Source organism: Sphingobium sufflavum, from assembly GCF_021403115.1.
GTDB classification, from domain to species: domain Bacteria; phylum Pseudomonadota; class Alphaproteobacteria; order Sphingomonadales; family Sphingomonadaceae; genus Sphingobium; species Sphingobium sufflavum.
Window position 1 is genome coordinate 40,916 of the sequence record NZ_JAJSSH010000005.1, and the last position, 25,814, is coordinate 66,729.

A 25,814-nucleotide genomic window follows, 5' to 3' on the forward strand; every position below is an offset into this window, starting at 1 on the left:
TCGATCCGTTTTGCGGCATGGACAAGCGCGCGTCCCGCTGACCTAATTATCAACGATAAAGACCGACTTACGGCGGACGGAGAGACAGACCATGCCTGGGGCCAGCCATTCATCCGACCGGGCGACGCGCGTTCGCTTCCTTGTGATCGCGCTGATATTCATCATCACGTCGCTGAATTATGCGGACCGCTCGACATTCTCCATCGCGGGTGTGGCCGCGTCCAAGGAATTGGGCCTCGACGCTGTCCAGATGGGCTTCATCCTGTCCGCCTTTGCATGGTCCTATTCCGCTGCACAAATTCCGGGCGGCGCGCTTCTGGACCGCTTCGGAACCCGGCCGGTCTATATATCGGCTATCGCCATCTGGTCGGGCTTCACCCTGTTGCAGGGGTTCGCGGGCTTTGTGACGGGCCTTTCGCTAGTCACGCAATTCTTCATCCTGCGCTTTCTGGTGGGCCTGTTCGAGTCGCCCTCCTTCCCCGGCAATGCGCGCATCGTCGCGGCGTGGTTCCCGGCGCGGGAACGCGGCACGGCATCGGCCATCTTCAACTCCGCGCAATATTTCTCCCTCGTCGCTTTCGCGCCCCTGATGGGGTGGATCGTCCATGATTTCGGCTGGCGGGCCGTCTTTTTCGTGATGGGCGCGTTGGGCGTGCTGGCGGCGATCGCCTTCGCGCTCTTTATTCGCGATCCTGCACAGCATCCCCGGGTCAACCAACACGAACTGGACCTGATTCGCGAGGGCGGCGGCCTGGTGGAACTCGATACGCGATCGGACACTCAGCGGGCAGCGACCTTTACCTGGCACAATATCCGCCAACTGCTGACCAGCCGTATGATGATCGGCATCTACGTCGGTCAATATTGCATCAATGTGCTGACCTATTTCTTCGTCACCTGGTTTCCGATCTACCTTGTGAAGGATCGCGGGTTCGACATATTGCAGGCTGGCTTCATCGCCGCCATTCCCGCGCTGTGCGGTTTCTTGGGCGGCGTAGCGGGCGGCGTGATTTCCGACCGGCTGCTCGCCCGCACGGGATCGCTGACGTTGGCGCGTAAGATGCCACTCCTCATCGGCATGCTCCTCGCCAGCATCATCATGGCGGCGGCGCTGGTGGAGAGCCAGGTCGGCGTCATTGCGCTCATGTCGCTCGCCTTCTTTGGAAAGGGCGTCGCATCGCTCGGCTGGGCGGTGATGTCCGACGTCGCTCCCCGGCAACTCGCTGGCCTCGCGGGTGGCGTCTTCAACACCTTCGGTAATGCGGCGGGCATCATCACGCCAATCGTGGTCGGCATCCTTGTCGCCAGCGCCGGTTCCTTCGATACCGCCCTGATCTTCGTGGGATTGCACTGCCTCATGACGATCATCGCCTATTTCTTCATCGTCCAGAAAATCGAACGACTGGAACTGGTCCCGTGAACATCGATCGTCGAAGCCTTCTCGGCGGGAGCGGCGCCCTCGCCCTGAGCGTAGCCCTCCCCGCCGCATCCGCGAGGGCGGCACTGCCGGCCATTCTCATCGACACACCCATGGCGGCGCCGCGATGGGCGATATTACAGCGGCATCTCCTCGCTACCCAGCTCGATGCCGCGACTGCCTTTCATGATCGCTATTTCAACGCGCGCCATGAGATTCAGGCTTTCCTGCGCTGGGGCGCGAATGACGGGCCGGACGATGCGATTGAGGCGATCAACGACTGGCCCTACCTCTATCTTGCCGGGGCGGACGACCGCCTGCTCACCCTTGCCCGCGCGGTGCAGGAAGCGCATTTCGCTCAATATTCCCGCGCACGCACCACGGACGTGCCGATGGGCCGGAACGGCATGTATGTGCGCGACTTTCCGCCACAGATGGACTGGCAGCATATCAGCGAAGGCCTGACCACGTTCAACCTGCTCGGCCTCTGCGAACCGACCGATGCAAAATTGATCGCCCGCGCGCGCCGTTTCGCCGATTTCTATACCGGACGCGACCCGAAAGCGCCCAATTACGACACGAAGCTTCACCTGATCCGGTCCATGTTCAACGGCAGCATCGGCCCGCTGATGCGCCCCGCCACGATGCTGGACTGGGCGGGTGACCCGTTCGACACCCGCCCCTTTGAAATGGTGCATGGTGAAACCAGCTATCAGGAAACCCTCGAACATTATCGGGACTATACGGAGACGGTAGGGGACAACCCGCTGAACCTCCATTCGACAGCGCTTGGGTTCAACGCCTGGATGCTGACAGGCGAGGACCGTTTTCGCGACTGGATGCTGGGCTATGTCGACGCCTGGGCGGGCCGCGCGCGCGCCAATGGCGGCATCATGCCCAGCAACATCGGCCCCGATGGCACCATTGGCGGCGGCGCGGGCGGCAAATGGTATGGCGGGACCTATGGCTGGGGCTTCAGCCCCGTCTCCCCCGTCACCGGCAAACGCGAGGATCGCAACCGCATGCCGCGCGCAATCATGGGTTTCATGAACGCCTATCTCGCGACTGGGAACGATGATTATCTTCAGGTCTGGCGGGACCAGAACGCTCGCATCAACGCCGCCTCCAGAAAAATCGACGGCGTGCTCTGCGCGCCAACTATGCATGGCGATCAGGGATGGTACAGCTTCAGGCCCGGCCCCTATCGGCTGAACACCGGCGAGATCTGGTATCTGACCATGCGGGAGAGCGACCGGGCGGCGATGGCCCCGACCCCCTGGACGGACTTTCTGGGCGGACAGGCGCCCGACTGGCCGGAGCAGGCGCTTCTGGCCGACATCGCGCGAGTCCAGACGCAGATGGCGCGCGTCCGCGAAGACAGGACAACGGCGCAGACCCGGCTGGCCGACAATCCAATCGAGCGCAACCCTGCCTCGGTCACGGCGCTGCTGCACCAGACCATGGGCGCGATCCATGTCGCGCGTCCGCCATGGTCGCCCAACTCACCCAATCAGGGCGGTACATTGATGTTCGCGCGGGTTCGTCCCTTCGACGCCGACCGGCGCCGGCCCGGCCTGCCGCAGGATGTCGCGCTGCTGGTCGAGAAGTTGGAGGCGGACAGCACGACCCTGTCGGTGGTCAACCTCAATCCGGCCTATTCCCGCCATCTGATCTTGCGCGGCGGCGGTTATGGAGAGCATCGGATCGAGGCCACATGGATCGGCGACCGACGCATGAGCGCCGGTTCGCGGGATATTTCCATCCGCCTCGCTCCCGGCGCGGGCACCCGCATCGTGCTGGAGATGCAAAGATACAGCCAGAAACCCACACTCGACCGACCGGTCTGGCAAAGCTGATCAGGCGTCCCCAGCCACCGCTTGCAGGCACAGTTCGCGAAAAGCCGGCAGTGCCGGATTCTCGCATTCTCTCCGCCACGCGAGATACAATTCGACCGGAAGGGCCGGCTCGGTCCGCAGCGGGCGGAAGACGACGCCGCGCGGGCTTAGTCCGGCGGCGGATTCGGGCACTATACCAGGTGCGAGCGAGGCCCCGACGAGGCCTAGCAGCGAGTGAATCTGCGTCACGAACTGGACGTAATTCGGCGCCGCCCCCGCCCGGTCGAACAGGCCGGACAATAGCTGGTTGAAATAGCCTGCGCCACGCTGCGCATACATGACGAGATCCTTGTCGTCGAAATCACGCGGCTCGAAACTCTCCTGCTCCGCGCGCGGATCATCCTCCGGCAATGCGACGAGCAGCTTTTCCAGGAGAAGGGGGGCCGAGTCGAACTGGACCCGATTCACGGGCGGCCGGACAAGGGCGAGGTCGATCAAACCGGTGTGCAACGCCTCGGACTGGTCGCCCGACACCAGTTCGTGCAGTTGCAGTTCGATCCCCGGCAGAGCCACTGCCGCACGTTTCACGATGCGGGGCAGAAGCATATAGCCCGATACGGCTGTAAATCCGATGGAGATGCGTCCCGCCTCGCCCTTCCAGACCCGCCGGGCGGCAAGCGCCGCACTTTCGGACAGCCGGACGATACGCCGCGCTTCGTGCAGGAAGGTTTCCCCCGCCAGCGTCAATGTCACCCGGCGGCTGGTTCGGTGGAACAGCTCCACGCCTAGCACCCGCTCCAACACCTGTATCTGCCGGCTGAGAGGCGACTGGGTCATGTGCAGCCGGTCGGCCGCTTTGCCGAAATGCAACTCCTCCGCAAGGACCACGAAGCAGCGAAGGTGGGTCAGCTCGAACATGATGGCTTTTTACAATCTCTGGAGGGGCGAGAACAGGATGAAAAGCTAGGCCAGCCTGTCGGTGGGCCGTCCGTTCACCCGGACATTGACAAGAGTCACGTCGGGGCTGTGCACCATCAGGGACGGCTGGCTGACCCCGTCGAAACGGCAATCCTCCAGCCGCAGCGATCCGACGGCCGCACCGGGGAATCCTTGGCTGTCCAATACGCGATTCGTCCGGGCCACGGTCAGCCGTTGGACGACGATGTCGCGCAATATCGGCTTATGCGATCCATTTGCACCCTCCTCATAATTGAAGTCGCAGGCGATGGCGGCCTTCGACACCTGCCCCACCTTTATGTCGCGGAAGTAGAAATGCTCCAGCAGGCCGCCGCGCAGCGCATTATTCTTGAACCGGAGCGCGTACCAAAGATCCGGCGAATCCATGACGCAGCGTTCGGCATAGACATGGTGCGCGCCGCCCGAAATCTGGCTGCCGACCACGACACCGCCATGCCCTTCCTTCATCCGGCAATTGCGGATCACGATATTGCGCGCAGCCGTGGCCAGACGACGACCGTCGGCGTTGCGACCCGAATTGATGGCAATGCAATCATCACCGGTGTCGAAGGTGCAATCCTCAATCAGCACCATATCCACCGATTCCGGGTCGCAACCGTCATTGTTCGGCCCATGGCTCATGATATCGACGCCCCGGATCACCAGATTGCGGCAGAGGACAGGATGAAGTTGCCAGAAGGGCGAGCGGCGAAGCTTCACCCCTTCGATCAAGACACGGTTGCAGGCGTAGAATTGGACGAAGGCGGGGCGGAGATAGTCGCCCTTGCCGAATAGCCGCTGGTCGGGCGGCACATTCTCCTCCGCCATCTGGAACAGACGATTACGGGCGGGCCGCTGATCGGGCATTCCCTCGCGCCAGCCATGATCTACTGTCCCGCCCCAAGGGCCTTTCCACGGCCACCAATTGTCCGGCCCGGCCTGTCCGTCCAGCGTCCCGCCCCCGGTCAGGGCCACATTCTCCTGTCCATGGGCGTAGACGAGCGGGGAATAATTGATGAGTTCAATGCCCTCCCAGCGCGTGAACACCGGCGGATAATCCTCCGGCCGGGTGGAAAAGGCGATGGTGGCGCCGAACTGAACATGCAGATTGACGTTCGACTTGAGGTGGATCGCCCCACTCTCCCAGATGCCCGGCGGCACGACCACACGGCCACCCCCGGCATCATGCGCCGCGCCGATGGCGGCCTCGATGGCGCGGCTGTTGTCATGCCCCTTTTCGGCGCGTGCGCCGAATTGGGTGATCGGAAAATCCACGTCGGGGAATCGGGTCCGCTTTATGTCCCGCACGATCCGCGCCGCCTGGTCCCATGGGTCCGACGCCGTGGCGGCGATGAGCGGCACGATCGGGACCAGCGCGACGGATGCGGTCGCGCACAACAATGCGCGTCTGGACAATTCCATGGTCATAAACCTTCCCTCTCCTCCAGCCTTCATGATCGAGGCATGACGGTCTAGGCCTGCTGCGCCATCTCATGGACCAGCAGGGGCGTTGCCGCCGCGTCCGCCTGCCAACTGGCCGCAAACAGGCCGTTTTCACCGAACAGGGCCTGCACCATTTCCGGTGCAGTCTTCCCCTCCCATAGCGCCGTGAGCCGGCCCGCCATCGGATCGTCGACCGGTCCCCACTGGGCGACATTGGCGCCGCGAACATGCTGCATCCATGCGGCCAGTCCCGCCATGATCGCAGGGGAGGTCTTCCCCTCGCCCTGCCGAGCGGCGACCGTGGCCAGCCAGCGTTGCGGGATTTTCTGACTGCCATCCATCGCGATCTGGATCAGGCGATGGTGCAGTGAAGGATTGGCGAAGCGGTCAAGCAACGCCGCGGCATAGGCAGCAAGATCCTGCCCCCGCACCGCCGCGATGGTCGGCCGCGCCTCCTCCAGCATCAGGCGGGACGCCAGATCATGGAGCATGGGATCGCCCACCGCCTCATGCACAAAGCCATGGCCCCGGCGCAATCCGCAATAGGCCAGCAGCGAGTGCGCGCCGTTCAGCATCCGCAGCTTCGCCGTCTCATAGGGAACGACATCGGCCACCAGTTCCGCCCCCACCTTCTCCCAGACGGGACGGGGACCGGCAAAACGGTCCTCGATCACCCACTGGCTGAACGGTTCGGTCACGATGATCCCCTCGTCGCGAACCCCCATGATCGCGCCAATCTCCTCCCGATCCCCGTCAGTCGTGGCGGGCACGATGCGGTCGATCATCGTCATGGGGAAGGTGCAATGGCTTGCGACCCACTCGCCCAGTGCCGGATCGTGGCGGGAGAGATAGGAATCCAGCAGCCGCGCCAGCTGGGGGCCATTGTCGGCAAGATTGTCGCACGACAGGAGCGTCACGCCCGGCAACCCTGCATCCCTGCGCCGCGCCAGCCCTTCGCGCAGGAAGCGGTACAGGCTCCCCGGCCCGGCCAGCGCGAGATCGAGCGAACCGTCGCCCGCACGGCAATAGCCCTTCTCGGTCACCGTGAAGCTGATGATATGCGTGCCCGGCGCGGCGATCCGGTCGATCACGGCAGCGGGGTCATGGCTGGCGACCAGCACCTCCCGCACCGCGCCGATAGTGCGGAGCACCGTTCCCTGCGCCGACCGTTCCGCCAGCGTATAGAGGCCGTCCTGCGGATTGAGCTGCTCGGCCACGTCGGGCGAGCGCAGCGACACGCCGCAGATCATCCAGTCGCCGCCGTCCGCCGTCATCGCGCGGTCCGTGTACCAGGCCTGATGCGCCCGGTGGAATGCGCCGATGCCGAAATGCACGATACCGATGCCCCGCGCATCGCGATCATAACCGAAAGGCTCGACCTCGGCAGGTAGCCGGTCGAGATTCATGCGGCCCAGCCTCACAGCCGATACGCCCGCTTGACCAGATTATAGCTGAGATCCTGCGCCAGTTCGGCCGCCTCCCAATCCTCGATCCGATGCTGGGTGACCAGTTCGGCGAGAAAACCGCAGTCGATGCGCCGCGCGACATCATGCCGCGCCGGGATCGACAGGAAGGCGCGCGTATCATCGTTGAAGCCAACGGTGTTGTAGAAACCGGCCGTCTCCGTCGTCATACTGCGGAACCGGCGCATGCCCTCAGGGCTATCATGGAACCACCATGCGGGGCCGAGCTTCAGGCAGGGATAGTGCCCCGCCAACGGCGCAAGTTCGCGGGCATAGCTGCTCTCGTCCAGGGTGAAGAGGATGACCGACAGATTGGCATTGTTGCCGAAGCGGTCGAGCAGTGGTTTCAGCGCGTGCACATATTCGGTGCGGGTCGGAATGTCGGCGCCCTTGTCCCGACCGAAGCGGGTAAAGACGGCGGCATTATGGTTACGGAACGCGCCCGGATGGATTTGCATGACGAGGCCATCGTCCACGCTCATCGCCGCCATCTCCGTCAGCATCTGCGCGCGGAAGAGTTCGGCATCGGCCGCATCACCATCGCCCTTGCTGACTTTGCGGAACACCGCCTCCGCCTCCACGGGCGCAAGATCGGCGGTCAGCGCCGTGGGATGGCCGTGGTCCGTACTGGTCGCACCCATGGACGCAAAGAAGGCGCGCCGCTGGCGATGCGCAGCGAGATAGCCGGCCCAGGAAAAGCAATCCTCCCCCGTCAGGTCGGAGAAACGGACCAGATTGTCGCGGAAACCGTCGAATTGCGGATCGACCACGGGATCGGGACGATAGGCGGTGATGACCCGGCCCTGCCAGCCGGAAGCGCGGATCGCGGCATGATGCTCCAGCGTGTCGAGCGGGCTTTCGGTGGTGGCAATGACTTCGATGCCATAACGCTCGAACAGGGCGCGCGGCCGGAACGCGTCGGTCGACAGCGCCTGCGTGATCGCGTCGAAATAATGGTCGGCGCTTCCCGCATTCAGTTGCACGTCCAGGCGAAAGGCTTCGGCAAAGACCCAGTCCAGCCACATGCGCGAGGGGGTGCCCCGGAACAGATGATAGTTTTCGGCGAACAGACGCCACGCCGCGCGGGGATCGACGCCGGGATTGCGCACGCCCAGATCCTCCATGGCGATGCCCTGCGAATAGAGCATGCGGAAGACATAATGGTCTGGGACCAGCAGCAGTTCGGTCGCATTGCCGAAGCTTTCGTTCTGCGCGAACCAGGACGGATCGGTGTGACCGTGCGGGCTGACGATCGGCAGGGCCGCGACGCTGCTGTACAGTTCCCGCGCTATCGCGCGCGTCGCCGGTTCGGCGGGTAGGAGGCGGTCGGGGTGGAGGTGTAACGCTCTGGTTTCGGTCATCATGTCGTTCCTATGCAAGTCTCATCCGCCGCGCCCAGCCGAGCCACAGCTCCGGCCAGGCGGCGACCGGCATTCCGGCGATCCGGGCCAGGCCGAAGCCATGCCCCCCTTCCGCGAAAATATGCGTATCCACGGACACTCCCGCCGCCCGGAGCGCCGCGCGCAGGCGCAATGTGTTCTCGACAGACACGGTCGCATCATCTTCCGCATGGACGAGGAAATGAGGCGGTGACTGGGGCGTGGTGGTGCGATGCGGCGAATGGGCCGCCTCCAGTGCCGCGCCGGGATTCGGACCGAGCAATTTCTCGCGCGACCCCGCATGGGCAATGGTCCGGTCCATGCTGACCACCGGATAGATGGGCGCGGCGCAAAAGGGGCGCGCGGACAGAGCATCCGCCGCATCGACCGGCCGATAGCTGGCATAGGCAAAGCGCGCGGCGAGGTCCGCACAGACATGCCCGCCCGCCGAAAAGCCCATGACCGCCACGCGCTCCGGCGACAGGCCCCAGCGTACGGCACGATGACGGATCAGCCGCATGGCCCGCTGCGCATCGGCCAGCGGCACGTCCGCCCGCTCCGCCCAGCCTTCCCCCGGCAGGCGATAGAGGAGGACAAAGGCATGATAGCCATGACCGGTCAGCCAGTTGGCGATCTGGTAACCACTGTTGTCAAATGCCTCCTGCCGATAGCCGCCGCCCGGCGCGATCAGCACCGCAGCCCCATTGGGGCGATCCGGCGTAAAGAGCGCCATCCGGGGCCGGGTGACGCCGGTTATGATCCGATCGGGACGGTCAGTGACGGCGGATCGCTCCTCAATCCGCTCGACGGGCAGGATGGACGGTGCGCCCGGTGGCACTGTCGGCCAAAGGTCGATGGTTTCGGCGGGTTCCGGTATGGCAAGGATCGACGCCATGGTCGCCCGCGCTGGATTGGACGCCACGGCACCCGCAAACAAGGCTCCCGTCACCATGCTTCTGCGATCGATTCCCAAGCGCCCTTCCCCTCACCTTGTCCAACAGCTTTGGTAACCGGTGTCATTTCTGGTTGCAGCAGTTGTGCCTTGCTGTCAAGAATAGGTCCAACAGGAGAGAGAAAGGCAAGTTATTCCATGGCGAAACGGTTCGATTCTCGCATGATTCTGGCCGGAACGGCCCTTGCCTGCCTGTCCATGACGGGGGTTGCGACTCACGCCGCGCCCGCCTCCGCTCCCTCGACCACCACGCAGCCAACCTCCCCCGCCGAGCCGACGAAGGGCGGCGCGGGCGGACGTATCCTACGCGTCACCACCCTCGCCAAGGACGGCCCCGGATCGTTGAAGGCCGCTGTCGAGACAAAAGGACCGCGCATCATCGTCTTTGAGGTCGGCGGCGTGATCGACCTCCAGCGCAGCGTGCTGGAAATCACCGATCCCTATCTGACCATAGCGGGGCAGACGGCCCCCTCGCCCGGCATCACCCTGATCCGCGCAGGCATCGACCTGAAAACGCATGACGTCATCCTGAGCCATGTGCGCGTCATGACCGGCGCCGATGGGCAGCCCCATTTTTCAGACTGGGAGGCGGATGCCTTTTCGACCGTCGCGGCGCATCATGTGATCGTGGAACATTGTAGCTTCCTGTGGGCCATAGACGAAAATATGTCCGCCTCCGGCCCCCGCTTCACCGGCAAGTCGGTGGAGGAATGGCGAGCCGGGACCAGCCATGACATCCTGTTCCGCGACAATCTGGCGGCGGAGGGCCTTGCCTTCGCCAGCCATCCCAAGGGGGAACATTCCAAGGGGTCGCTGGTGCATGACAATGCGACGCGTATCAGCTTCTACCGCAATATCTGGGCGCATCATGTCGAGCGATCGCCGCTGGTGAAGGGCGGCGCGCAGGTGACGATGATCAACAATCTGATCTACGATCCCGGCCATCGCGCGGTGCACTATAATCTCATGAACCTGGAATGGGCGGGGCACGACTATGTCACGGGTCAGATCACCGCGATCGGCAATGTGATGCGCGGCGGCAATTCGACCGATCCCGGCCTGCCCTTCCTGATGCTGGGCGGCGATGGCGACCTCGGCTTCTACGGGCGGGACAATCGGGCGGTGGACCGCTTCGGCAACGTCCTGCCGATGACGGGCCGCTATGGTGAGACGAAGGCGAAACTCATCACCGCCAGGGCGCCGCTCTCCGACATCAGGGGCTTCGACATACTGCCGTCGGGCACAGTGGAGATGAGCCTGCTCGCCAGCGCCGGTGCGCGGCCGTGGGACCGAGCGATCGACGACATCCGCGTCCTCTTCTATGTCGCGGAGGGACGCGGCGAGGTCATCAATGACGAGCATGACGTGGGCAAAGGCTATCCGCAGCTGGAAACGAAACGCGCGCCGTTCGTCGAGGGCGATTGGGATCTGACAACCCTGACGCCGAAGTCCGGCCGCTATCCGGGGCAGAAGGGCGGCGCGCAGGAGGCGCTGTCCGGCCGCGACAAGGCCATGCGCCAGTGACGACGGGCCTCGCGCTGCTGCTCCTCGCGAGCGCCTCGCCGATGATCGTGGTGGACGAGCGGGCGACGATGCGGCGCGAGCCGCCACCGCATGGAGCCATCGGCATGAGCACCGCCTATCGCATTTCCGATGCCGTGCCTGCCCCGCGCGCCATGGAGTTCCGCCGCCGGATACTGGACCGGGGCGCGGCAATCGGCGAACATCCCATCGCCCACGACGAGGTCTATCATGTTCTCGACGGCGAAGGAGAGGTTGTCTCCGACGGCCAGCGCGCGACGCTGCGCAAGGGCATGACCGCTTATCTCTACAAGGGTGCGGTGGTAGGGATCAGCCAGCGCGGACGGCGACCGCTGTCGCTCATCGTCGCCTACCCCAACACCCAATAGGTCAGCGGCGCACATCGCCACTGCTGGCGGAAAAGCCCTCCAGCGCGGCGCGACCCAGAAGGCACATGTCGCCCGCTATGCTGTGCTTGAGTGCCGTGAGCGCCAGCCCCGCCTCGGCTATGGCGCGGGCATCGCCGCGCTCCAGCCATTGGTGGACGACACCGGCCGCAAAGGCATCGCCTGTGCCGATGCGGTCGACAATGCCGGTCACGTCGATCTCCGGCGTCTGATACGCTGTCGAGCGCAGGTCGATGCGGGTGGAGAGGCGATGATGGTCGCTGGTCACCAGGTGCCGCGCGGTGGAAGCAATAATCTCCAGCCGGGGGAAGGCCGCAAAGGCCGCTTCTGCCGCTTCCCGCCGCCGATCTGCCCCGTCACCGGAGAAAGGCTTTTCGAGCAACAGGGAAATGTCGCGATGGTTGCCAATCAGGATCGTCGCCTGCGCCACCAGTTCGGTGAGAATGGCACGGGGATCGCTGTCCCATGCGTCCCAGAGCTGCGCACGATAATTGCCATCGAAACAGATCGGCACGCCCGATATGATCGCGGCCTCCTGCGCCGCGCGGGCGAGAGCGACACCGCCGGGGCCAAGTGCTGGCGTGATGCCGCCCGTGTGCAATAGCCGGGCGCCTGCCAGAGCGCCCGCAAAGTCGATGGCCGCCGGGTCCGCCCCCGCAAAGGCGCTGCCCGCACGATCATAGGTGATGGCGGATGGACGGAGACCGGAACCCGCCTCCATAAAATAAAGTCCCATCCTCCCCGGCCCACGAGACAGAAAGCGCGTGTCCACATGGGCGGAGCCGAGCGACGCGCAGGCCCGGTCGCCCAGCGCATTATCGCTGACCAGTCCCACAAAGCGAACGTCATGGCCGAGCGACGCCAGCGCAGCGGCGACATTGGCCTCTGCCCCGCCGACGACCAGATCCAGACTGTCCGCCTGCACCATCAACCGGGCGCCGGGCGGGGTGAGACGGAGGAGCAACTCCCCGAAGGTGACGACCGCGCCTGTCATGGACGACCTATCGCGCCAGCCAGCCGCCGTCGACGGCCAGCACATGGCCGGTGACATAATCCGCCGCCGGGGAGGCGAGGAAGACCGCCGCGCCCGCAATATCCTCCGGTCGGCCCCAGCGACCCGTCGGTATGCGCTCCATGATCTGCCGGTTGCGCGTTTCGTCACCTTGCAGCGCGGCGGTGTTGTTCGTCGCGATATAGCCGGGTGCGATGGCGTTCACCTGCACGCCCCTGGACGCCAGTTCGTTCGCCAACGCCTTTGTCACACCCGACACGCCGGATTTTGCGGCGGCATAGCTCGGCACCCGGATGCCCCCCTGAAAGGATAGGAGGGAGGCAATGTTGATGATCTTGCCCGCACCGGCGGCCAGCATGGGCCGCGCCGCCGCCTGGCTGAGGAAGAACAGCGTCTTGAGATTGGTGTCGACCACCGCATCCCAATCCTCCTCCGTGAAAACCTCCAGGTCGGCACGGCGGATGATGCCCGCATTGTTGACGAGAATATCGATCCGCCCGAAGCGTTCGATTACCGCATCCACCACACGCTGCACCGGTTCGATCGAGGAAAGATCGGCGCGAATGTCGAGCGACGCGCGTCCGGTCCCGGCGATGCGGTCAAGCGTTTCCGCCGGCTCGCTGCGCCCAGCGACCGCCACGTCCGCACCGGCTTGCGCCAATGCGACCGCAATCGCCTGTCCGATGCCAGTATTGGCGCCGGTGACCAGCGCCACCTTGCCGGCAAGGTCGAAGGAAATGGCCATCTTACTTCAGCTGGCAAATATCGAGGACGGACATGTCGGTATAGTCGAGATTTTCCCCGCCCATGGCCCAGATGAAGGCATATTTCTTGGTCCCCGACCCCATGTGGATCGACCAGGGCGGGCTGATGACCGCTTCTTCATTGCCGATGACAAGATGGCGCATCGAATCCGGCTCGCCCATATAATGAAAGACCCGGTCATTCGGCTCCGGCATGTCGAAATAGAGATAAATCTCGCTGCGTCGGTCGTGGAGGTGCGGCGGCATGGTGTTCCAGACACTGCCCTCCTCCAGCACGGTGAGGCCGAGGAGCAGTTGCGCGCTCTCGCATACGCCGGGGATGACCAACTGATAGATGGTCCGCTGGTTGGAATTGGCAAGGTCACCGCGCGCCAGCGGATTGGCGTCCTTCAAGGTGATATGCCGGATGGGACATGCCTTGTGCGCCGGAACCGAGGCGATGTAGAATCGGGCCTCCGCCCCCTCGAACAGGACATCCTTGCTGCCCATGGGGACATAGAGGCATTCCTTGTTGCCCATCTCAAACCGCTGGCCATCGACGGTGATCGCGCCGGGCCCGCCGATGTTGACAATACCCGCCTCCCGCCGCTCCAGGAACGGATGGCCCACCGCGCTGGGCGGCTCCGTCTGGTCGGGCAGGCGGATGGCCTTGCCCGATGGCACCGCGCCACCGATCACGAATCGCTCATTGTGAGAATAATTGAGTCTTACCTCGCCCGACGCGAACATGTCCGTCACAAGATAGCGGTCGCGCAGGTCGTCGTTGCTAACGCCCTCCATCATGTCGGGGTGGGTGGCGTGATAGGTCTTGCAGAACACTGGATTCTCTCCCTGGCAACACATGCGGGCATTGCACGCTGCGTGATGCCCGCATTGGTAACCGGTGTCATTTTTCGGATCAAGGCTTTTTCGGGCAGGCGAAGACGTTAGTTTTTGGGGGACGCTGTGGAGGCGCGGGGGACGAACTCGGTCGCGAACTGCGATTGTTCCTTGCTGGCCGCCTCCGGGTAGATGAGTTTGCGCGCGGCCGACTGGGCCATCAACCGTATCGGCCAGCGCACCGTCGTGAGCGGCGGTGAGATGACTGCTGCGATCGCCGTATCGTCGAACCCCACCACCGACAGATCGCCGGGGATGTTGATTCCCCTTTCCAGCGCGACCTGCACCACACCGGCGGCCATGACATCGTTACTCGCGAAAATCGCGGTGGGCGGCTCCGCCCCCGTCAACAACGCGATTCCCGCCTCCCGCCCTGTCTCAAACGTATAATTGCCCCGCGCCATCAGGGTGTCGTCGCAATCGAGACCGTGGGCGTTCATCGCGTCCTTCCAGCCCGCACAACGCTCCATCGCCGACCGGAACCCTTCCGGCCCCTCCACCAGACCGATGCGCCGATGCCCCTGCCCGATCAGATATTCGACCGCCCGACGCACCGCGTCGCGGTCATCCGACTGCACCAGATGGGCCGGATCATCGAGTTCAGCCGACCCCATGCGGACATAATTGCAGCCCAATTCGGCGAACAGTGCCGCAATTTCGTCATTTTCCGACAAAGGTGGCAGGATCATCACGCCATGGAGGCGCTGCAACTCGATGAATCGGCGGATATGATCCATCAGGTCGGGACTGTGCCGATCGACCGGGTGCACCAGAAGGGCGAATTCCGTCGTCCTGATCGCGTCCAGCACGCCCTCCTGAAAGTTCAGGACCATCTGGGCATTGGGATTGTCATAGATCATGCCGAGCACGAAATTGCGCCGCAAAGCCAGCGCCCGTGCCTGCGGATTGGGAACATAGCCCAGCTCAGCGATGACCGCTTCCACCTTCTCCCGCGTGGCCTGGTTGAGCAGCGGAGAACTGTTGATGACGCGGCTTACCGTCTTCTTGGAAACGCCCGAAAGCCGTGCGACGTCGTTGATCGTCGGCTTATTCTCGCGCTTGCCCTTGCCCGCCATAATGTCTTCGGCCTTCCTGTCGGCGTGATGCCGAAGCTTTGTGCCTTGCCTTTTCAAACCCGGCAAGGCAATCTTGACACCGGTTACCATAACAATTCAGCACGGGAATATCGAAGTTGCAAACCGCCGCCCCCTTGCTCCGCGTCCATGAAAGCGACACGGTCGCCGTCGCCCTGCATCCGCTCGATGCCGGGACGCAGGCGCTGGGCGTGACATTGGCCCAGCCTGTGCCGCAGGGGCATAAGGTCGCGCTCGCGGCCCATGCACGGGAGGACGTGGTTCTGAAATATGGCCAGCCGATCGGGCGCGCGACGCAGGCGATTGAACCGGGCGAGCATGTCCACAGCCATAACCTCGCCACCGCCCTCGCGGGGGAACTGCGCTATGCCCAACATGGCGATGCCGCGACAAATGTCGTCCCCGCGCAGACGGCAACATGGCGCGGTTATCGCCGCAGCGACGGGCGCGCCGCGACCCGCAATGAGATATGGGTTCTGCCCACCGTCGGCTGCGTCGGCCTGACCGCAGAGGAAGTCGCGCGCGCCGCTCGTGAACGCCATGGTGCCCGCATCGATGGCATACAGGCTTTTTCCCATCCCCATGGCTGCTCGCAACTGGGTGACGATCTTGCCGGAACGCGCGCCTTGCTGGCGGGCCTTGCCGCCAACCCCAATGCAGCGGGCGTGCTGCTGCTCGGCCTCGGCTGTGAATCGAACCAGTTGGACATGCTGACGGAGGCCGTGCCGGAAAGGCTTCGCGGCAAGATACGCACGCTGTCCAGCCAGGCGGTGGGCGATGAACTGGCCGTAGCAGGCGAATTGATCGACACGATGGTGGAGGAAGCCGCCACCGCCCGGCGCGAGTCGATGACGCTCGACGATCTGGCGGTTGGCCTGAAATGCGGCGGGTCGGACGGCTTCTCCGGGCTGACGGCAAACCCGCTGCTGGGGCGGTTCAGCGATACACTGTCCGCTGCGGGCGGGCGGGTGATCCTCACCGAAATTCCGGAGATATTCGGCGCGGAGAAGGCGTTGCTCGATCGCGCCGTCAGTGCGGATGTGTTCGATGCGGGCGCCGGTCTCGTGAACCGCTTCAAACGTTACTATCTCGATCAGGGACTGCCGGTGTCGGAGAACCCATCCCCCGGCAATCTCGCAGGTGGCATCACCACGCTGGAGGAAAAGTCTCTGGGCGCAGTGCAAAAGGCCGGCCATGCCCCGCTCGTCGACGTCATCGACTATGGCGAGCAGGCGGAAAAGCCCGGCCTCACCCTGCTGGAGGCCCCCGGCAATGACGCGGTTTCCTCCACCGCCCTCGCGGCGGCAGGGGCTACCATGGTGCTGTTCACCACGGGGCGCGGCACGCCGCTGGGCTTTCCCGTGCCCACCATCAAGGTCGCATCCAACCATGGCCTTGCCCAGGCCAAGCCGCGCTGGATCGATTTCGACGCGGCGCAGGTGCTGGACGAGGGACCAGCCGCAACCGACGCGACATTCCTCGCCCACATCCTTGGCGTCGCCAGCGGCGAGCCATGCGCGGCAGAGCGCAGCGGACAACGCGCCATTTCGGTTTGGAAGCGCGGCGTTACCCTCTGATGACCACGGCAAATAGCTGAGGCTTCTTGCCAATGACACCGGTTTCCATTACGCATTTTTGAAGAGTGGCAAAATGACAAGGACCATGAATTTGAGCGGAGAGGCCCAACCGATAGCCGAAGCCTTTGTGGCGGCACGACGCGATGCGCGCGCGCTGGAAAGCTATCCGGGGCAGCAGCCCACCGACCTTTCAGCAGCCTATCGGATTCAGGACATGGCGCTGGCCATCGACGGACGCGCCGTCATCGGCTGGAAGGTTGGCAGGATCAATCCGCCCGCCGACGCAGCACTGGGTGCCAACCGCCTGTCCGGCCCGATCTTTGCGGATAGCGTGGTCCACGCGGCAGATGACGATGGTCCCGACATGCCGGTGTTCACGGGCGGCTTCGCCGCGGCCGAGGCGGAAATATTGCTCCATCTCGCGCCCGGCTGGAATGGAGAGGTGCCGGAAACCGATGCGGACACGCGGGCGCTGCTGGACGATGTGCGGATCGGCATAGAGATCGCCAGTTCGCCCTACCCCGGCATCAACGCCGATGGCCCGCCGGTGACCGTCTCCGACTATGGCAATAATGCCGGTCTGGTGATCGGCGCGTCCCTCGACCAATGGCGGGAACTGGACCTGTGCGCCATTCTCGTCCGGATGATCATTGATGGAACCGTCGCGGGCGAGGCAACCGCCGCGACCATGCTCGACGGCCCCTATGGCGCTGTCCGCTTTCTGCTCGGTAACCTGAAGGCACGCGGCATCGATGCCAGCAAGGGCCTCTGGATCTCGTCCGGCGCGATCACGGGCGTCCATCCCGTTCTCGTCGGCCAGCATGTTACGGCGCAATTCGACGGACATGGCATCGTCACATGCAGGATAACGGCCGCGCAAGGCCAAAACGACTAAGAACCGGTACTGCCGGACCAAAGGGAGAGGCTCGGTCGATGAAGGAAAATATAAGCCAGTTGGCCAAACCGGCCGGGCGTTATCGGTGGGTCATCGTCGCCCTGCTTTTTACGGCCTGCGCCATCAACTATATCGACCGGCAGATGATCGGCGTGCTCAAGCCCACTCTGGAAAAGGAGCTGGGCTGGAGCGAGACGGACTATGCCGACATCGTCTTCTATTTCCAGCTCGCCTATGCCTTTGCCTATCTGGCCTTCGGCAAGATCGTCGATGTGCTGGGCGCGCGGCTCGGCTATGCCGTCGCGGTCATCATCTGGACGGCCGGGCATATGGCGCATGGTCTCGCCTCCACCGCCATCCAGTTCACTCTGGCCCGGACGGTGCTCGGCATCGGTGAGGCGGGCAATTTTCCCGGCGGCGTCAAGGCCGTAACTCTATGGTTCCCGCGTCAGGAACGCGCCTACGCCACCGGCCTGTTCAACGCCGGAGCCAATGTCGGCGCCATCCTGACCCCCCTGCTGCTCTGGCTGATCGTCGATTACTGGGGCCTCGGCTGGCGCATGGCCTTCTACCTTACCGGCATTTTCGGCGTCGCATGGCTCATCGCCTGGTGGACGATCTATCGCTCGCCCGAAGAGAAGCCACAGGTCAGCGCGGAGGAACTTGCCTGGATACAGCAGGACGGGCCGCAGACCACAACGCAGGTCGCGATTCGCCAGATTATCGGTCGGCGCGAAACATGGGCCTATGCCCTTGGCAAATTCTGCATCGACCCGATCTGGTGGTTCTTCCTGTTCTGGCTGCCCGGCTATCTGGGCGACCGCTATGGCCTCGACCTCAAGACCTTCGCGCTGCCGGTCGCGGCCATCTATCTCATCTCGGACTTCGGCAGCATCGCCGGCGGCTGGATGTCGTCTCGGCTGATCGCACGCGGCCATAGCGTGAATTTCAGCCGCAAGGTGACGATGCTGCTGTGCGCCCTCGCCATCCTGCCCATCTGGTTCGCGCAGGATGTGTCGAGCGTCTGGGGCGCCGTGTTGCTGATCGGACTCGCCACGGCAGGGCATCAGGCTTTCTCGGCCAATCTCTACACCCTGCCATCCGATATTTTCCCGCAGGCGGCAGTGGGTACCGTCATCGGCTTTGGCGGCACCGTGGGCGCCATCGGCGGCATGTGCATGGCCAAGTTCACCGGCTACATCCTCGACGCTACACATAGTTACGAACTGCTCTTCGCAATCGCCGCGAGCGCCTATCTCGTCGCGCTCCTGCTCATCCACCTGCTCAGCCCCCGGCTCGCGCCCATAAACCTGGAATGAACAGGCCCCGGAGCCGCCAGACGAAACAGGCGGCTCCCGTTCCATAGCAATTCCTGCATCAATCGATGCCATATCCAGTCTGGATGGCATCGGTCGTCAGCATTAGTCGAAAGACAGGACGCTGACGAAGAGGATGACCATGACGAAAATGACTCCCCGCGAAATGGCCGATGTCATCGGTCAGGGCCTGCTGACCTTCCCCGTCACCCATTTCGACGCGGACCATCGCTTTGCGGAAACGCCCTATCGCGATCATTGTGGCTGGATGCTAGAACATGAAGTGGCCGCGCTGTTTGCGGCCGGTGGCACGGGCGAGTTCTTCTCGCTGACCCCGACCGAGATCGACACCGTCGTGCGCGCCGCCGTTGAGGAGACCGCGGGCCGCGTCCCGGTCATCGCGGGCGCGGGCTATGGCACAGCGATGGCCATCGAGATGGCACAGGCCGCCGAGCGCGCGGGCGCCGACGGCATCCTGCTCCTCCCCCCATATCTCATCGGATCGAAGCAGGAAGGACTGGCCGCGCATATCGAGGCGGTGTGCAAGTCCGTCTCCATCGGAGTCATCCAGTATAATCGCGCAAACGCCATCCTTCAGGAAGATGAGCTGGCCAAACTGGCCGACCGTTGCCCCAATCTGGTCGGTTATAAGGACGGCGTGGGCGATCTCGAACTCATGATGCGCGTCTATGCCAAACTGGGTGACCGGTTGACCTATATCGGTGGCCTGCCCACGGCGGAAACCTATGCCCTGCCCTATCTGGAGATGGGCGTGACCACCTATTCCTCCGCCATCTACAATTTCATGCCGGCATGGGCGGTCGACTTCTACAAGGCCGTCCGCGCCAAGGATCAGGCCGCCGTGCTGAAAGGCCTCAACGATTTCGTGCTGCCCTATCTGAAGATCCGCGACCGGGGCAAAGGCTATGCGGTGTCGATCGTGAAGGCCGGACTGCGGTCGGTCGGTCGCGACGCCGGGCCGGTCCGCCTGCCGCTGACCAATCTCAACGAGGCGGAGCAGGCGGAGCTCGACGCCCTGATCGCCCGTGCCAATGCACCCTATGCAGGCGCAGGCCATGTCAGTGCAGCCTGAAGACGCCGTCTTCGCCATAGCGCCCGCCACCGGCGAGCGGCTGGAACCGGGCTATCCCGTCGCCAAGCCAGCGGACGTGGAGGCGGCGTGCATGGCCGCCGCCGCCGCCTTCCCCACCTATCGCGCCACCCGCCTCGAAAATCGGGCGATCTTCCTCGACGCCATTGCCGAAGAGATTATGGCGCTGGGCGACGATTTGATCCTGCGCGTCATGGCGGAAAGCGGCCTGCCGCGCGCCCGGCTGGAGGGGGAACGGGGCCGCACCTGCAACCAGCTTCGGCATTTTGCAGGCGTGTTGCGCGAAGGCAGCTTCCTGGAGGCACGGATCGACCCGGCACTGCCCGACCGCCAGCCCGCGCCGCGCCCGGACCTCCGGCTCCAGAATGTGCCGCTTGGTCCCGTCGCGGTCTTCGGTGCCTCCAACTTCCCGCTCGCCTTCTCGGTCGCGGGCGGGGACACCGCCTCCGCGCTGGCGGCGGGCTGCCCCGTCGTGGTGAAGGCCCATAACGCCCATCCCGGCACATCACGCATGGTCGCCGATGCCGTCCATCGCGCGGCGGTCCGTTGCGGCATACCGGCGGGCACCTTCGCCCTCATCTTCGGCCTGTCGAACGAAGTCGGCGGCGCTCTGGTCGCCGATCCCCGCATCAAGGCCGTGGGATTCACCGGGTCGCGGACAGGTGGCCTCGCTCTGATGCAGATTGCGGCCGCACGCCCCGAACCCATCCCGGTCTATGCGGAGATGAGCAGCATCAACCCGGTCCTGATCTTCCCCGGCGCGCTGGCCGAACGGGCAGAGGCCATCGGCACTGCATTCGCCGCATCACTGCAAATGGGTGCGGGCCAGTTCTGCACCAATCCGGGCCTCGTCATCGCGGTCGATGGCGCGGGCATCGACGCCTTCATCGCCAGCGCGAGAGCAAGCATCGAAGGGGCCGCACCGCAGACCATGCTGACGCCCGCCATCCATGCCGCCTATGGAGACGGCATCGCATGGCTCTCCGGCCATGACGAAGTGGAGACGCTGGCAAAGGGCGGCGCGGCATCGGGGCCGCATCAAGCCCGGCCGATGCTGTTCCAGACGGATGCCTGGTCATTCGACGCGGATGAGCGGCTTGGCACAGAGGTTTTCGGTTCCGCCTCTCTTCTCGTCCGCGCAGAAAGGCTGGACGACATCCACCACCTCATCGCGGGGCTGGAGGGCCAGTTGACCATCGCCATCCACATGGCGGACTCGGACAGGGATGCGGTCGCCGCGATCCTCCCTCTGCTGGAGACGAAGGCGGGGCGTATCCTCTTCAACGGCTTCGGTACGGGTGTCGAGGTGTCCCATGCGATGGTGCATGGGGGGCCATTCCCCGCCACCTCCGATGGGCGCAGCACCTCAGTCGGCAGCCTGGCGATCAAGCGTTTCCTGCGGCTGCTCTGCTATCAGGACATGCCCGTCGACCTTCTGCCCGAACCCTTGCGCGACGATAATCCCCTGGCGCTGTGGCGCATGACGGATGGAGCGATGGGCCGGGCATAAAACAAAGAGGAAGGGATGGCGGATCGTGCGGACGTCGCCATCCCTCCTCGTCAACGGGCAGACTTGAGAGAGAAGACATGACACAGGAAAAACGGGATGCAATGCCGCCCAAGGGCTGTGACTATTTCGGCAAGGAAATAGTGGATCGCATGATCCATCATGTCGACAAACGGACGGATTCGTCGCTCACCCATCACCTCGGCATCAGCTACAACACCTGGCGAAAATTGCTGAATGGCGAGCCTGTCAGAATTTCACTGGCGAACAGGCTGAAAGCTCGCCTCGACCTTCTCGAACAACGGCAACGTCCCTGAAAGCCCAAGGCGATGTTACCGAGCCGACATGCTATGAAGCGAAATGACGCATCCATAACTTCGACCCCGCGTCGAAATCCCATATATCCGCTCGCAGCCGGGCAGGGCCGGCGGCCTTCATTCCCCCTGTCGTTCGACCGATCGAGAATAAAGCGCGAACCCAGAAGCTTATCGATGGATGCCGATACCTCCAGTTAAGGTGCAACCATAGGTCGCGGTTACGACACAGCCGCAGTTCGCTCCCCATTGTGGTCCAAGGGAGGAGCAGCTTGATGTCATCAGCGATGCCGGGCTGCTCCAGTGGCTCAAATAGCCACGAAACAACGTCGATCGATCAGAGCCAGTATGCGACCATGGCCGGCACCCTTCCGCTTGAAGCCCGGCTCCTCGCTGCATCTTTCCGGGCTTGACGCGCCATGCCACTTTTTTGCATCGCTCATCGGGGGTTCACCTCACGACCCTGCTTCTGCCACAATCCCCGTGCAGGTTGACCTATCGTTACCGGCACCCTAACTGCCGCGCGGACAGGGATTAGTCAGTCGGACATCTGCCCAAGGGCCGGTGCGGACATGTGGAATCGGATGAACTACCAGCGGCGCAAGCTCCTTTTGTCGATCCATGATGTGGGTCCAGCCTTCGCAGACGAAGTCGGTCGCCATGCCGACCGGCTCGCCGCGGCGGGCGTCGCGCATCGCTATGCGATGCTCGTTGTCCCCAACCACTGGGGAAAGGCGCCACTGATGGGCAGCGATTTCGGCACGAAGCTGCGCGACTGGGCATCCGCCGGGGTGGAGATGTTCGTGCATGGCTGGTTCCACCGTGACGAGGCGCGCCATGACGGCGCCGCCGATCGCTTCCGGGCCAAGCATATGACGGCGGGCGAAGGTGAATTCCTGGGCCTGACCCGTACGGAGGCCGCGCGCCGCATGGCCGATGGCCGCAAGCTGATCGAGGACATCATCGGCCGCCCGGTCACGGGCTTCATCGCCCCCGCCTGGCTCTATGGCGACGGCGCGCGCGAGGCGCTTCGCGACAATGATTTCGCTTTGGCAGAGGATCATATGCGCGTCTGGTCCCCCCGCAGCAACGCCGTGCTGGCACGCGGCCCGGTTATCACCTGGGCCAGCCGCAGCCGCGCGCGCATCGCTTCCTCTCTGTTCGCCGCCGGGGCCTTGCGCTGGGCGCTGAAGCCTGCCTCGGTCGTCCGTGTCGCGGTGCATCCGGGCGATGTCCATGTCGACGCGCTGAACCGCAGCATCGACCGCACCATCCGCACCTTTACCCGATCGCATCGCCCCGCGCGCTATGCCGACTTGCTGGAGCGCGCCGCATGAGCGCCGAGACACCTGCCCCCCTCACCCCGGACATCGACCCTGCACCGTTGCAGGTCGCGTCGCGCAACTGGACGCGCTTCCTCGGCCCTACCATCTCTCTGCTGGTGCTGGCCGCCGTCGTGTACCAACTGCGGTTCCTCGACATTGGCGCGCTGTGGAAGCTGCTGCCGACCAGCATCGCCTTCTGGGCGGCTTTCCTCGTCGCCTATATGATTACGCCGCTGGCCGACTGGACGATCTTCCGGCGACTGTGGAACCTGCCCGCGCGCGGGATCGCCGCGCTGATGCGCAAGATGGTCACGAACGACCTGCTGCTCGGCTATCTGGGCGAGGTGTCCTTCTACGCCTGGGCGCGGCGCAATGCGTCGATCACGGCGGCCCCATTCGGCGCGATCAAGGATGTCGCCATCCTGTCCGCACTGGCGGGCAATCTGGTGACGCTGGTGCTGGTGCTGCTGTGCTGGCCCTTCATGGGATTCCTGCATCGCAATGTGCAGGACAACAGCATCGAATATAGCATCCTGTTCGTGCTGGGCCTGTCGCTGGTCATCACCTTCTTCCGCAACCGGCTCTTCTCGCTGCCCGCGCGCGAACTGTGGATCGTCACCGGCATCCATATGGTCCGCATCCTCGTCAGCCTGATCCTGACGGCCTATATGTGGTACTGCCTGATGCCGGACATCGACCTGGTCTGGCTCCTGCTGCTCAACACCATGCGGCTGCTGCTGTCGCGCCTGCCTTTCGTCCCGAACAAGGATCTGGCGTTTGCCGCGCTGGCGGCCTTCTTTGTCGGGCATGACAATGTTCTGGTCACGGCGATGACGCTGATGGCCAGCATCTCGCTTGCCGCCCATCTTCTGGTCGGCGCTGTTTTGGGGGCAATGGATCTGGTCACGGAAGGACGAAACGAGACATGATGTCGTTACTGATGCTTGCCGCCACCATCGCCAGCTCGCCGGACCTCGGCAAGGCGGAAGGGCAGTGCCGCGCGAATGAGGCTGGCCCGGCCTTTCTGGTCGACGTGACCGGCCTGAAGGATCGCAAGGGCAATCTGAAGCTGGAACTCTATCCGGCCAACGATCAGGATTTCCTGGCAGACGACAATATCCTGCTGATGGCGGGCAAGGCGTTCCGCCGGGTCGAGATGGAGGTGCCCAAGTCCGGCGCTGTCCAGATGTGCATCCGCGCGCCCGCAGCGGGCACCTATGCGCTCAGCCTGCTCCATGACCGCGATTCCAACCGCAAGATGGGCCTGTCGATCGACGGAATCGGCTTCCCCAGCAACCCCAAGCTGTGCTGGGGCCAGCCCAAGTCCGGCGATGCAAAGGCAGTAGTGGGCAATGGCCCGACGCGCGTGGCGGTAACAATGCAGTATCGCCGTAACCTCGTCTGCTTCGGCCCGGTCAAGAACTGATCGGCCGGTCCATGCGGCCCATGCGGATCGTCGATGTCTGTGCCTTCTACACACCCGCCGGCGGTGGGGTGAAAACCTATGTCGAGCAAAAGCTGCGCGCGGCCGAACGCTTCGGGCATGAGGTCATCATCCTCGCCCCCGGCGACACGACGGGCACGGTCAGCAGCAGCCGCCACGGCACGGTGGAGACGCTGGCCGGACCCCGCTTTCCGCTCGACCGGCGCTATGGCTATTTCAATGACGAGAAGGCCCTGCACGCCCGGCTCGACGCGCTGGCGCCGGATCTGGTCGAGGCCAGCTCACCATGGGGCAGCGCGGCGATGGTCGCCCGCTGGCAAAGCCCCACGCCCCGCGCCCTCATCATGCACGCCGACCCGCTGTCCGCCTATGCCTATCGCTGGTTCTCGCCGGTGGCGAGCGAGGCGATGATCGACCGGGGGTTCGACTGGTACTGGCGGCACCTGCGCCGTCTCGACAAGAAATTTGACATCATCGTCAGCGCCAGCCCCGGCCTGTCCGGCCGCCTGACCGCGGGCGGCCTGCACCGCGTCGCCACCATTCCCATGGGCGTGACCGGCGGCGTCTTCTCCCCCACCATGCGTGACACGGGCCTGCGCGAGCGGCTGCTGGAGCGGTGTGAACTGGGGCCGGACGCGCTCCTCCTGCTCGGCGTCGGTCGCCATGCACCGGAAAAGCGGTGGCCCATGGTCATCGAGGCCGTTACCGCCGCCAGCTACGACCGGCCCATCGGCCTGGTCATCATCGGCGACGGGCGGCATCAGGCGCGCGTGGTGAAGGCCGTGGCGCACAACCCCCACATCCATCTGATGGCGCCCACCAGCGACCGCGCCATGCTCGCCCGCCTCTACGCCAGCGCCGACGCGCTGGTCCATGGGTGCGAGGCAGAGACGTTCGGCATGTGCGCGGCGGAGTCATTGGCCAGCGGTACGCCGATCATCGTTCCCGACTCAGGCGGCTCCTCCGACCAGTGCGGAGAGGGGATGGGCGAACATTATAAATCGCGTGACGGGGCCTCCATGGCCGATGCGATCCGGCGCTTCTCCGACAATGGCCGGGGCTATTATATGCCCGCGACAAAGGCCGCCGCCGCGACTGTGCGGACGGAGGAGGATCATTTCCGTTCGCTGTTCGCCGCCTATGAGGAGATATTGTCACGCCCGGCACTGGCCGAACCGCCCCTCCCTGCCCATGTTTGATAT

The 25,814-nt window shown here is 64.2% G+C and carries 23 protein-coding genes; 14 read left to right on the forward strand and 9 right to left on the reverse strand.

Annotated features, from left to right (window positions below; translation table 11 throughout):
• Positions 1-91: 91 nt before the first annotated feature.
• Positions 92-1,420 carry an MFS transporter gene (locus tag LWE61_RS09280; RefSeq protein WP_234149780.1) on the forward strand — a complete coding sequence of 443 codons (1,329 nt, stop codon included), beginning with the start codon at positions 92-94 and terminating at the stop codon, positions 1,418-1,420.
• Positions 1,421-1,530: 110 nt separating this feature from the next.
• Positions 1,531-3,273 (forward strand): hypothetical protein, encoded by a 1,743-nt coding sequence (locus LWE61_RS09285; RefSeq protein ID WP_234149781.1) that lies wholly within the window; start codon positions 1,531-1,533, stop codon positions 3,271-3,273.
• On the opposite strand, the gene LWE61_RS09290 is transcribed toward LWE61_RS09285, so the two are convergent.
• The 5 genes from LWE61_RS09290 to LWE61_RS09310 are packed head-to-tail and all read right to left on the reverse strand — an operon-like array spanning position 3,274 to position 9,467.
• Positions 3,274-4,170, reverse strand: coding sequence for a LysR family transcriptional regulator (locus LWE61_RS09290; protein ID WP_234149782.1), 897 nt, complete (start codon positions 4,168-4,170; stop codon positions 3,274-3,276).
• Between the two features lie 45 nt (positions 4,171-4,215).
• The gene (locus LWE61_RS09295) at positions 4,216-5,631 is read right to left on the reverse strand and encodes a glycoside hydrolase family 28 protein (RefSeq protein WP_234149783.1); all 1,416 of its coding nucleotides are present in this window, start codon (positions 5,629-5,631) and stop codon (positions 4,216-4,218) included.
• Between the two features lie 50 nt (positions 5,632-5,681).
• The gene (locus tag LWE61_RS09300; protein WP_234149784.1) at positions 5,682-7,058 is read right to left on the reverse strand and encodes a mannitol dehydrogenase family protein; all 1,377 of its coding nucleotides are present in this window, start codon (positions 7,056-7,058) and stop codon (positions 5,682-5,684) included.
• A gap of 11 nt (positions 7,059-7,069) precedes the next feature.
• On the reverse strand, positions 7,070-8,476 hold the full coding sequence (gene uxaC, locus LWE61_RS09305; RefSeq protein ID WP_234149785.1) for a glucuronate isomerase: 1,407 nt from the start codon (positions 8,474-8,476) through the stop codon (positions 7,070-7,072).
• Between the two features lie 10 nt (positions 8,477-8,486).
• A complete protein-coding gene (locus LWE61_RS09310; protein WP_234149786.1) occupies positions 8,487-9,467 on the reverse strand; it encodes an alpha/beta hydrolase in 981 nt (326 codons plus the stop codon).
• A 117-nt stretch (positions 9,468-9,584) separates the two neighbouring features.
• Here LWE61_RS09310 and LWE61_RS09315 point away from each other — a divergent pair, with 117 nt between their 5' ends.
• Entirely contained in the window at positions 9,585-10,970 is a 1,386-nt protein-coding gene (locus LWE61_RS09315; RefSeq protein WP_407696220.1) for a pectate lyase family protein, read from the forward strand.
• Positions 10,971-11,011: 41 nt separating this feature from the next.
• Positions 11,012-11,356: a cupin domain-containing protein gene (locus LWE61_RS09320; RefSeq protein ID WP_234149963.1), complete on the forward strand. Its 345-nt coding sequence runs from the start codon at positions 11,012-11,014 to the stop codon at positions 11,354-11,356.
• Between the two features lies 1 nt (position 11,357).
• Here the strand turns inward: LWE61_RS09320 and LWE61_RS09325 are convergent, their stop codons facing one another.
• The 4 genes from LWE61_RS09325 to LWE61_RS09340 form a co-directional block, all read right to left on the reverse strand.
• Positions 11,358-12,368 carry a sugar kinase gene (locus LWE61_RS09325; protein WP_234149787.1) on the reverse strand — a complete coding sequence of 337 codons (1,011 nt, stop codon included), beginning with the start codon at positions 12,366-12,368 and terminating at the stop codon, positions 11,358-11,360.
• 7 nt (positions 12,369-12,375) lie between these two features.
• Positions 12,376-13,131: a 2-dehydro-3-deoxy-D-gluconate 5-dehydrogenase KduD gene (gene kduD, locus LWE61_RS09330; protein ID WP_234149788.1), complete on the reverse strand. Its 756-nt coding sequence runs from the start codon at positions 13,129-13,131 to the stop codon at positions 12,376-12,378.
• A 1-nt stretch (position 13,132) separates the two neighbouring features.
• Complete coding sequence (gene kduI, locus LWE61_RS09335) at positions 13,133-13,969, reverse strand: 5-dehydro-4-deoxy-D-glucuronate isomerase (protein ID WP_234149789.1); 837 nt, start codon at positions 13,967-13,969, stop codon at positions 13,133-13,135.
• Positions 13,970-14,076: 107 nt separating this feature from the next.
• Positions 14,077-15,105 (reverse strand): LacI family DNA-binding transcriptional regulator, encoded by a 1,029-nt coding sequence (locus LWE61_RS09340; RefSeq protein WP_234149790.1) that lies wholly within the window; start codon positions 15,103-15,105, stop codon positions 14,077-14,079.
• A gap of 116 nt (positions 15,106-15,221) precedes the next feature.
• Between LWE61_RS09340 and LWE61_RS09345 the strand changes: the two genes are divergently transcribed.
• The 10 genes from LWE61_RS09345 (at position 15,222) to LWE61_RS09390 (ending at position 25,811) form a co-directional block, all read left to right on the forward strand.
• A complete protein-coding gene (locus tag LWE61_RS09345; protein WP_234149791.1) occupies positions 15,222-16,700 on the forward strand; it encodes a UxaA family hydrolase in 1,479 nt (492 codons plus the stop codon).
• A gap of 85 nt (positions 16,701-16,785) precedes the next feature.
• Positions 16,786-17,595 (forward strand): 2-keto-4-pentenoate hydratase, encoded by an 810-nt coding sequence (locus LWE61_RS09350; protein WP_234149792.1) that lies wholly within the window; start codon positions 16,786-16,788, stop codon positions 17,593-17,595.
• 38 nt (positions 17,596-17,633) lie between these two features.
• Positions 17,634-18,914, forward strand: a complete 1,281-nt coding sequence (locus LWE61_RS09355; RefSeq protein ID WP_234149793.1) for an MFS transporter — start codon at positions 17,634-17,636, stop codon at positions 18,912-18,914.
• 139 nt (positions 18,915-19,053) lie between these two features.
• A complete protein-coding gene (kdgD, locus tag LWE61_RS09360; RefSeq protein ID WP_234149794.1) occupies positions 19,054-20,004 on the forward strand; it encodes a 5-dehydro-4-deoxyglucarate dehydratase in 951 nt (316 codons plus the stop codon).
• Positions 19,988-21,532 carry an aldehyde dehydrogenase (NADP(+)) gene (locus tag LWE61_RS09365; RefSeq protein WP_234149795.1) on the forward strand — a complete coding sequence of 515 codons (1,545 nt, stop codon included), beginning with the start codon at positions 19,988-19,990 and terminating at the stop codon, positions 21,530-21,532. Before kdgD ends, LWE61_RS09365 begins: the two co-directional genes overlap by 17 nt.
• Positions 21,533-21,609: 77 nt before the next feature.
• Positions 21,610-21,846: a hypothetical protein gene (locus LWE61_RS09370; RefSeq protein ID WP_234149796.1), complete on the forward strand. Its 237-nt coding sequence runs from the start codon at positions 21,610-21,612 to the stop codon at positions 21,844-21,846.
• 581 nt (positions 21,847-22,427) lie between these two features.
• A complete protein-coding gene (locus LWE61_RS09375; protein WP_234149797.1) occupies positions 22,428-23,180 on the forward strand; it encodes a DUF2334 domain-containing protein in 753 nt (250 codons plus the stop codon).
• Positions 23,177-24,097 carry a hypothetical protein gene (locus tag LWE61_RS09380; RefSeq protein ID WP_234149798.1) on the forward strand — a complete coding sequence of 307 codons (921 nt, stop codon included), beginning with the start codon at positions 23,177-23,179 and terminating at the stop codon, positions 24,095-24,097. Before LWE61_RS09375 ends, LWE61_RS09380 begins: the two co-directional genes overlap by 4 nt.
• A complete protein-coding gene (locus LWE61_RS09385) occupies positions 24,094-24,594 on the forward strand; it encodes a DUF2141 domain-containing protein (protein ID WP_234149799.1) in 501 nt (166 codons plus the stop codon). The genes LWE61_RS09380 and LWE61_RS09385 overlap by 4 nt, the downstream gene beginning before the upstream one ends.
• A 20-nt stretch (positions 24,595-24,614) precedes the next feature.
• Positions 24,615-25,811 carry a glycosyltransferase gene (locus tag LWE61_RS09390; RefSeq protein WP_234149800.1) on the forward strand — a complete coding sequence of 399 codons (1,197 nt, stop codon included), beginning with the start codon at positions 24,615-24,617 and terminating at the stop codon, positions 25,809-25,811.
• Positions 25,812-25,814: the final 3 nt, after the last annotated feature.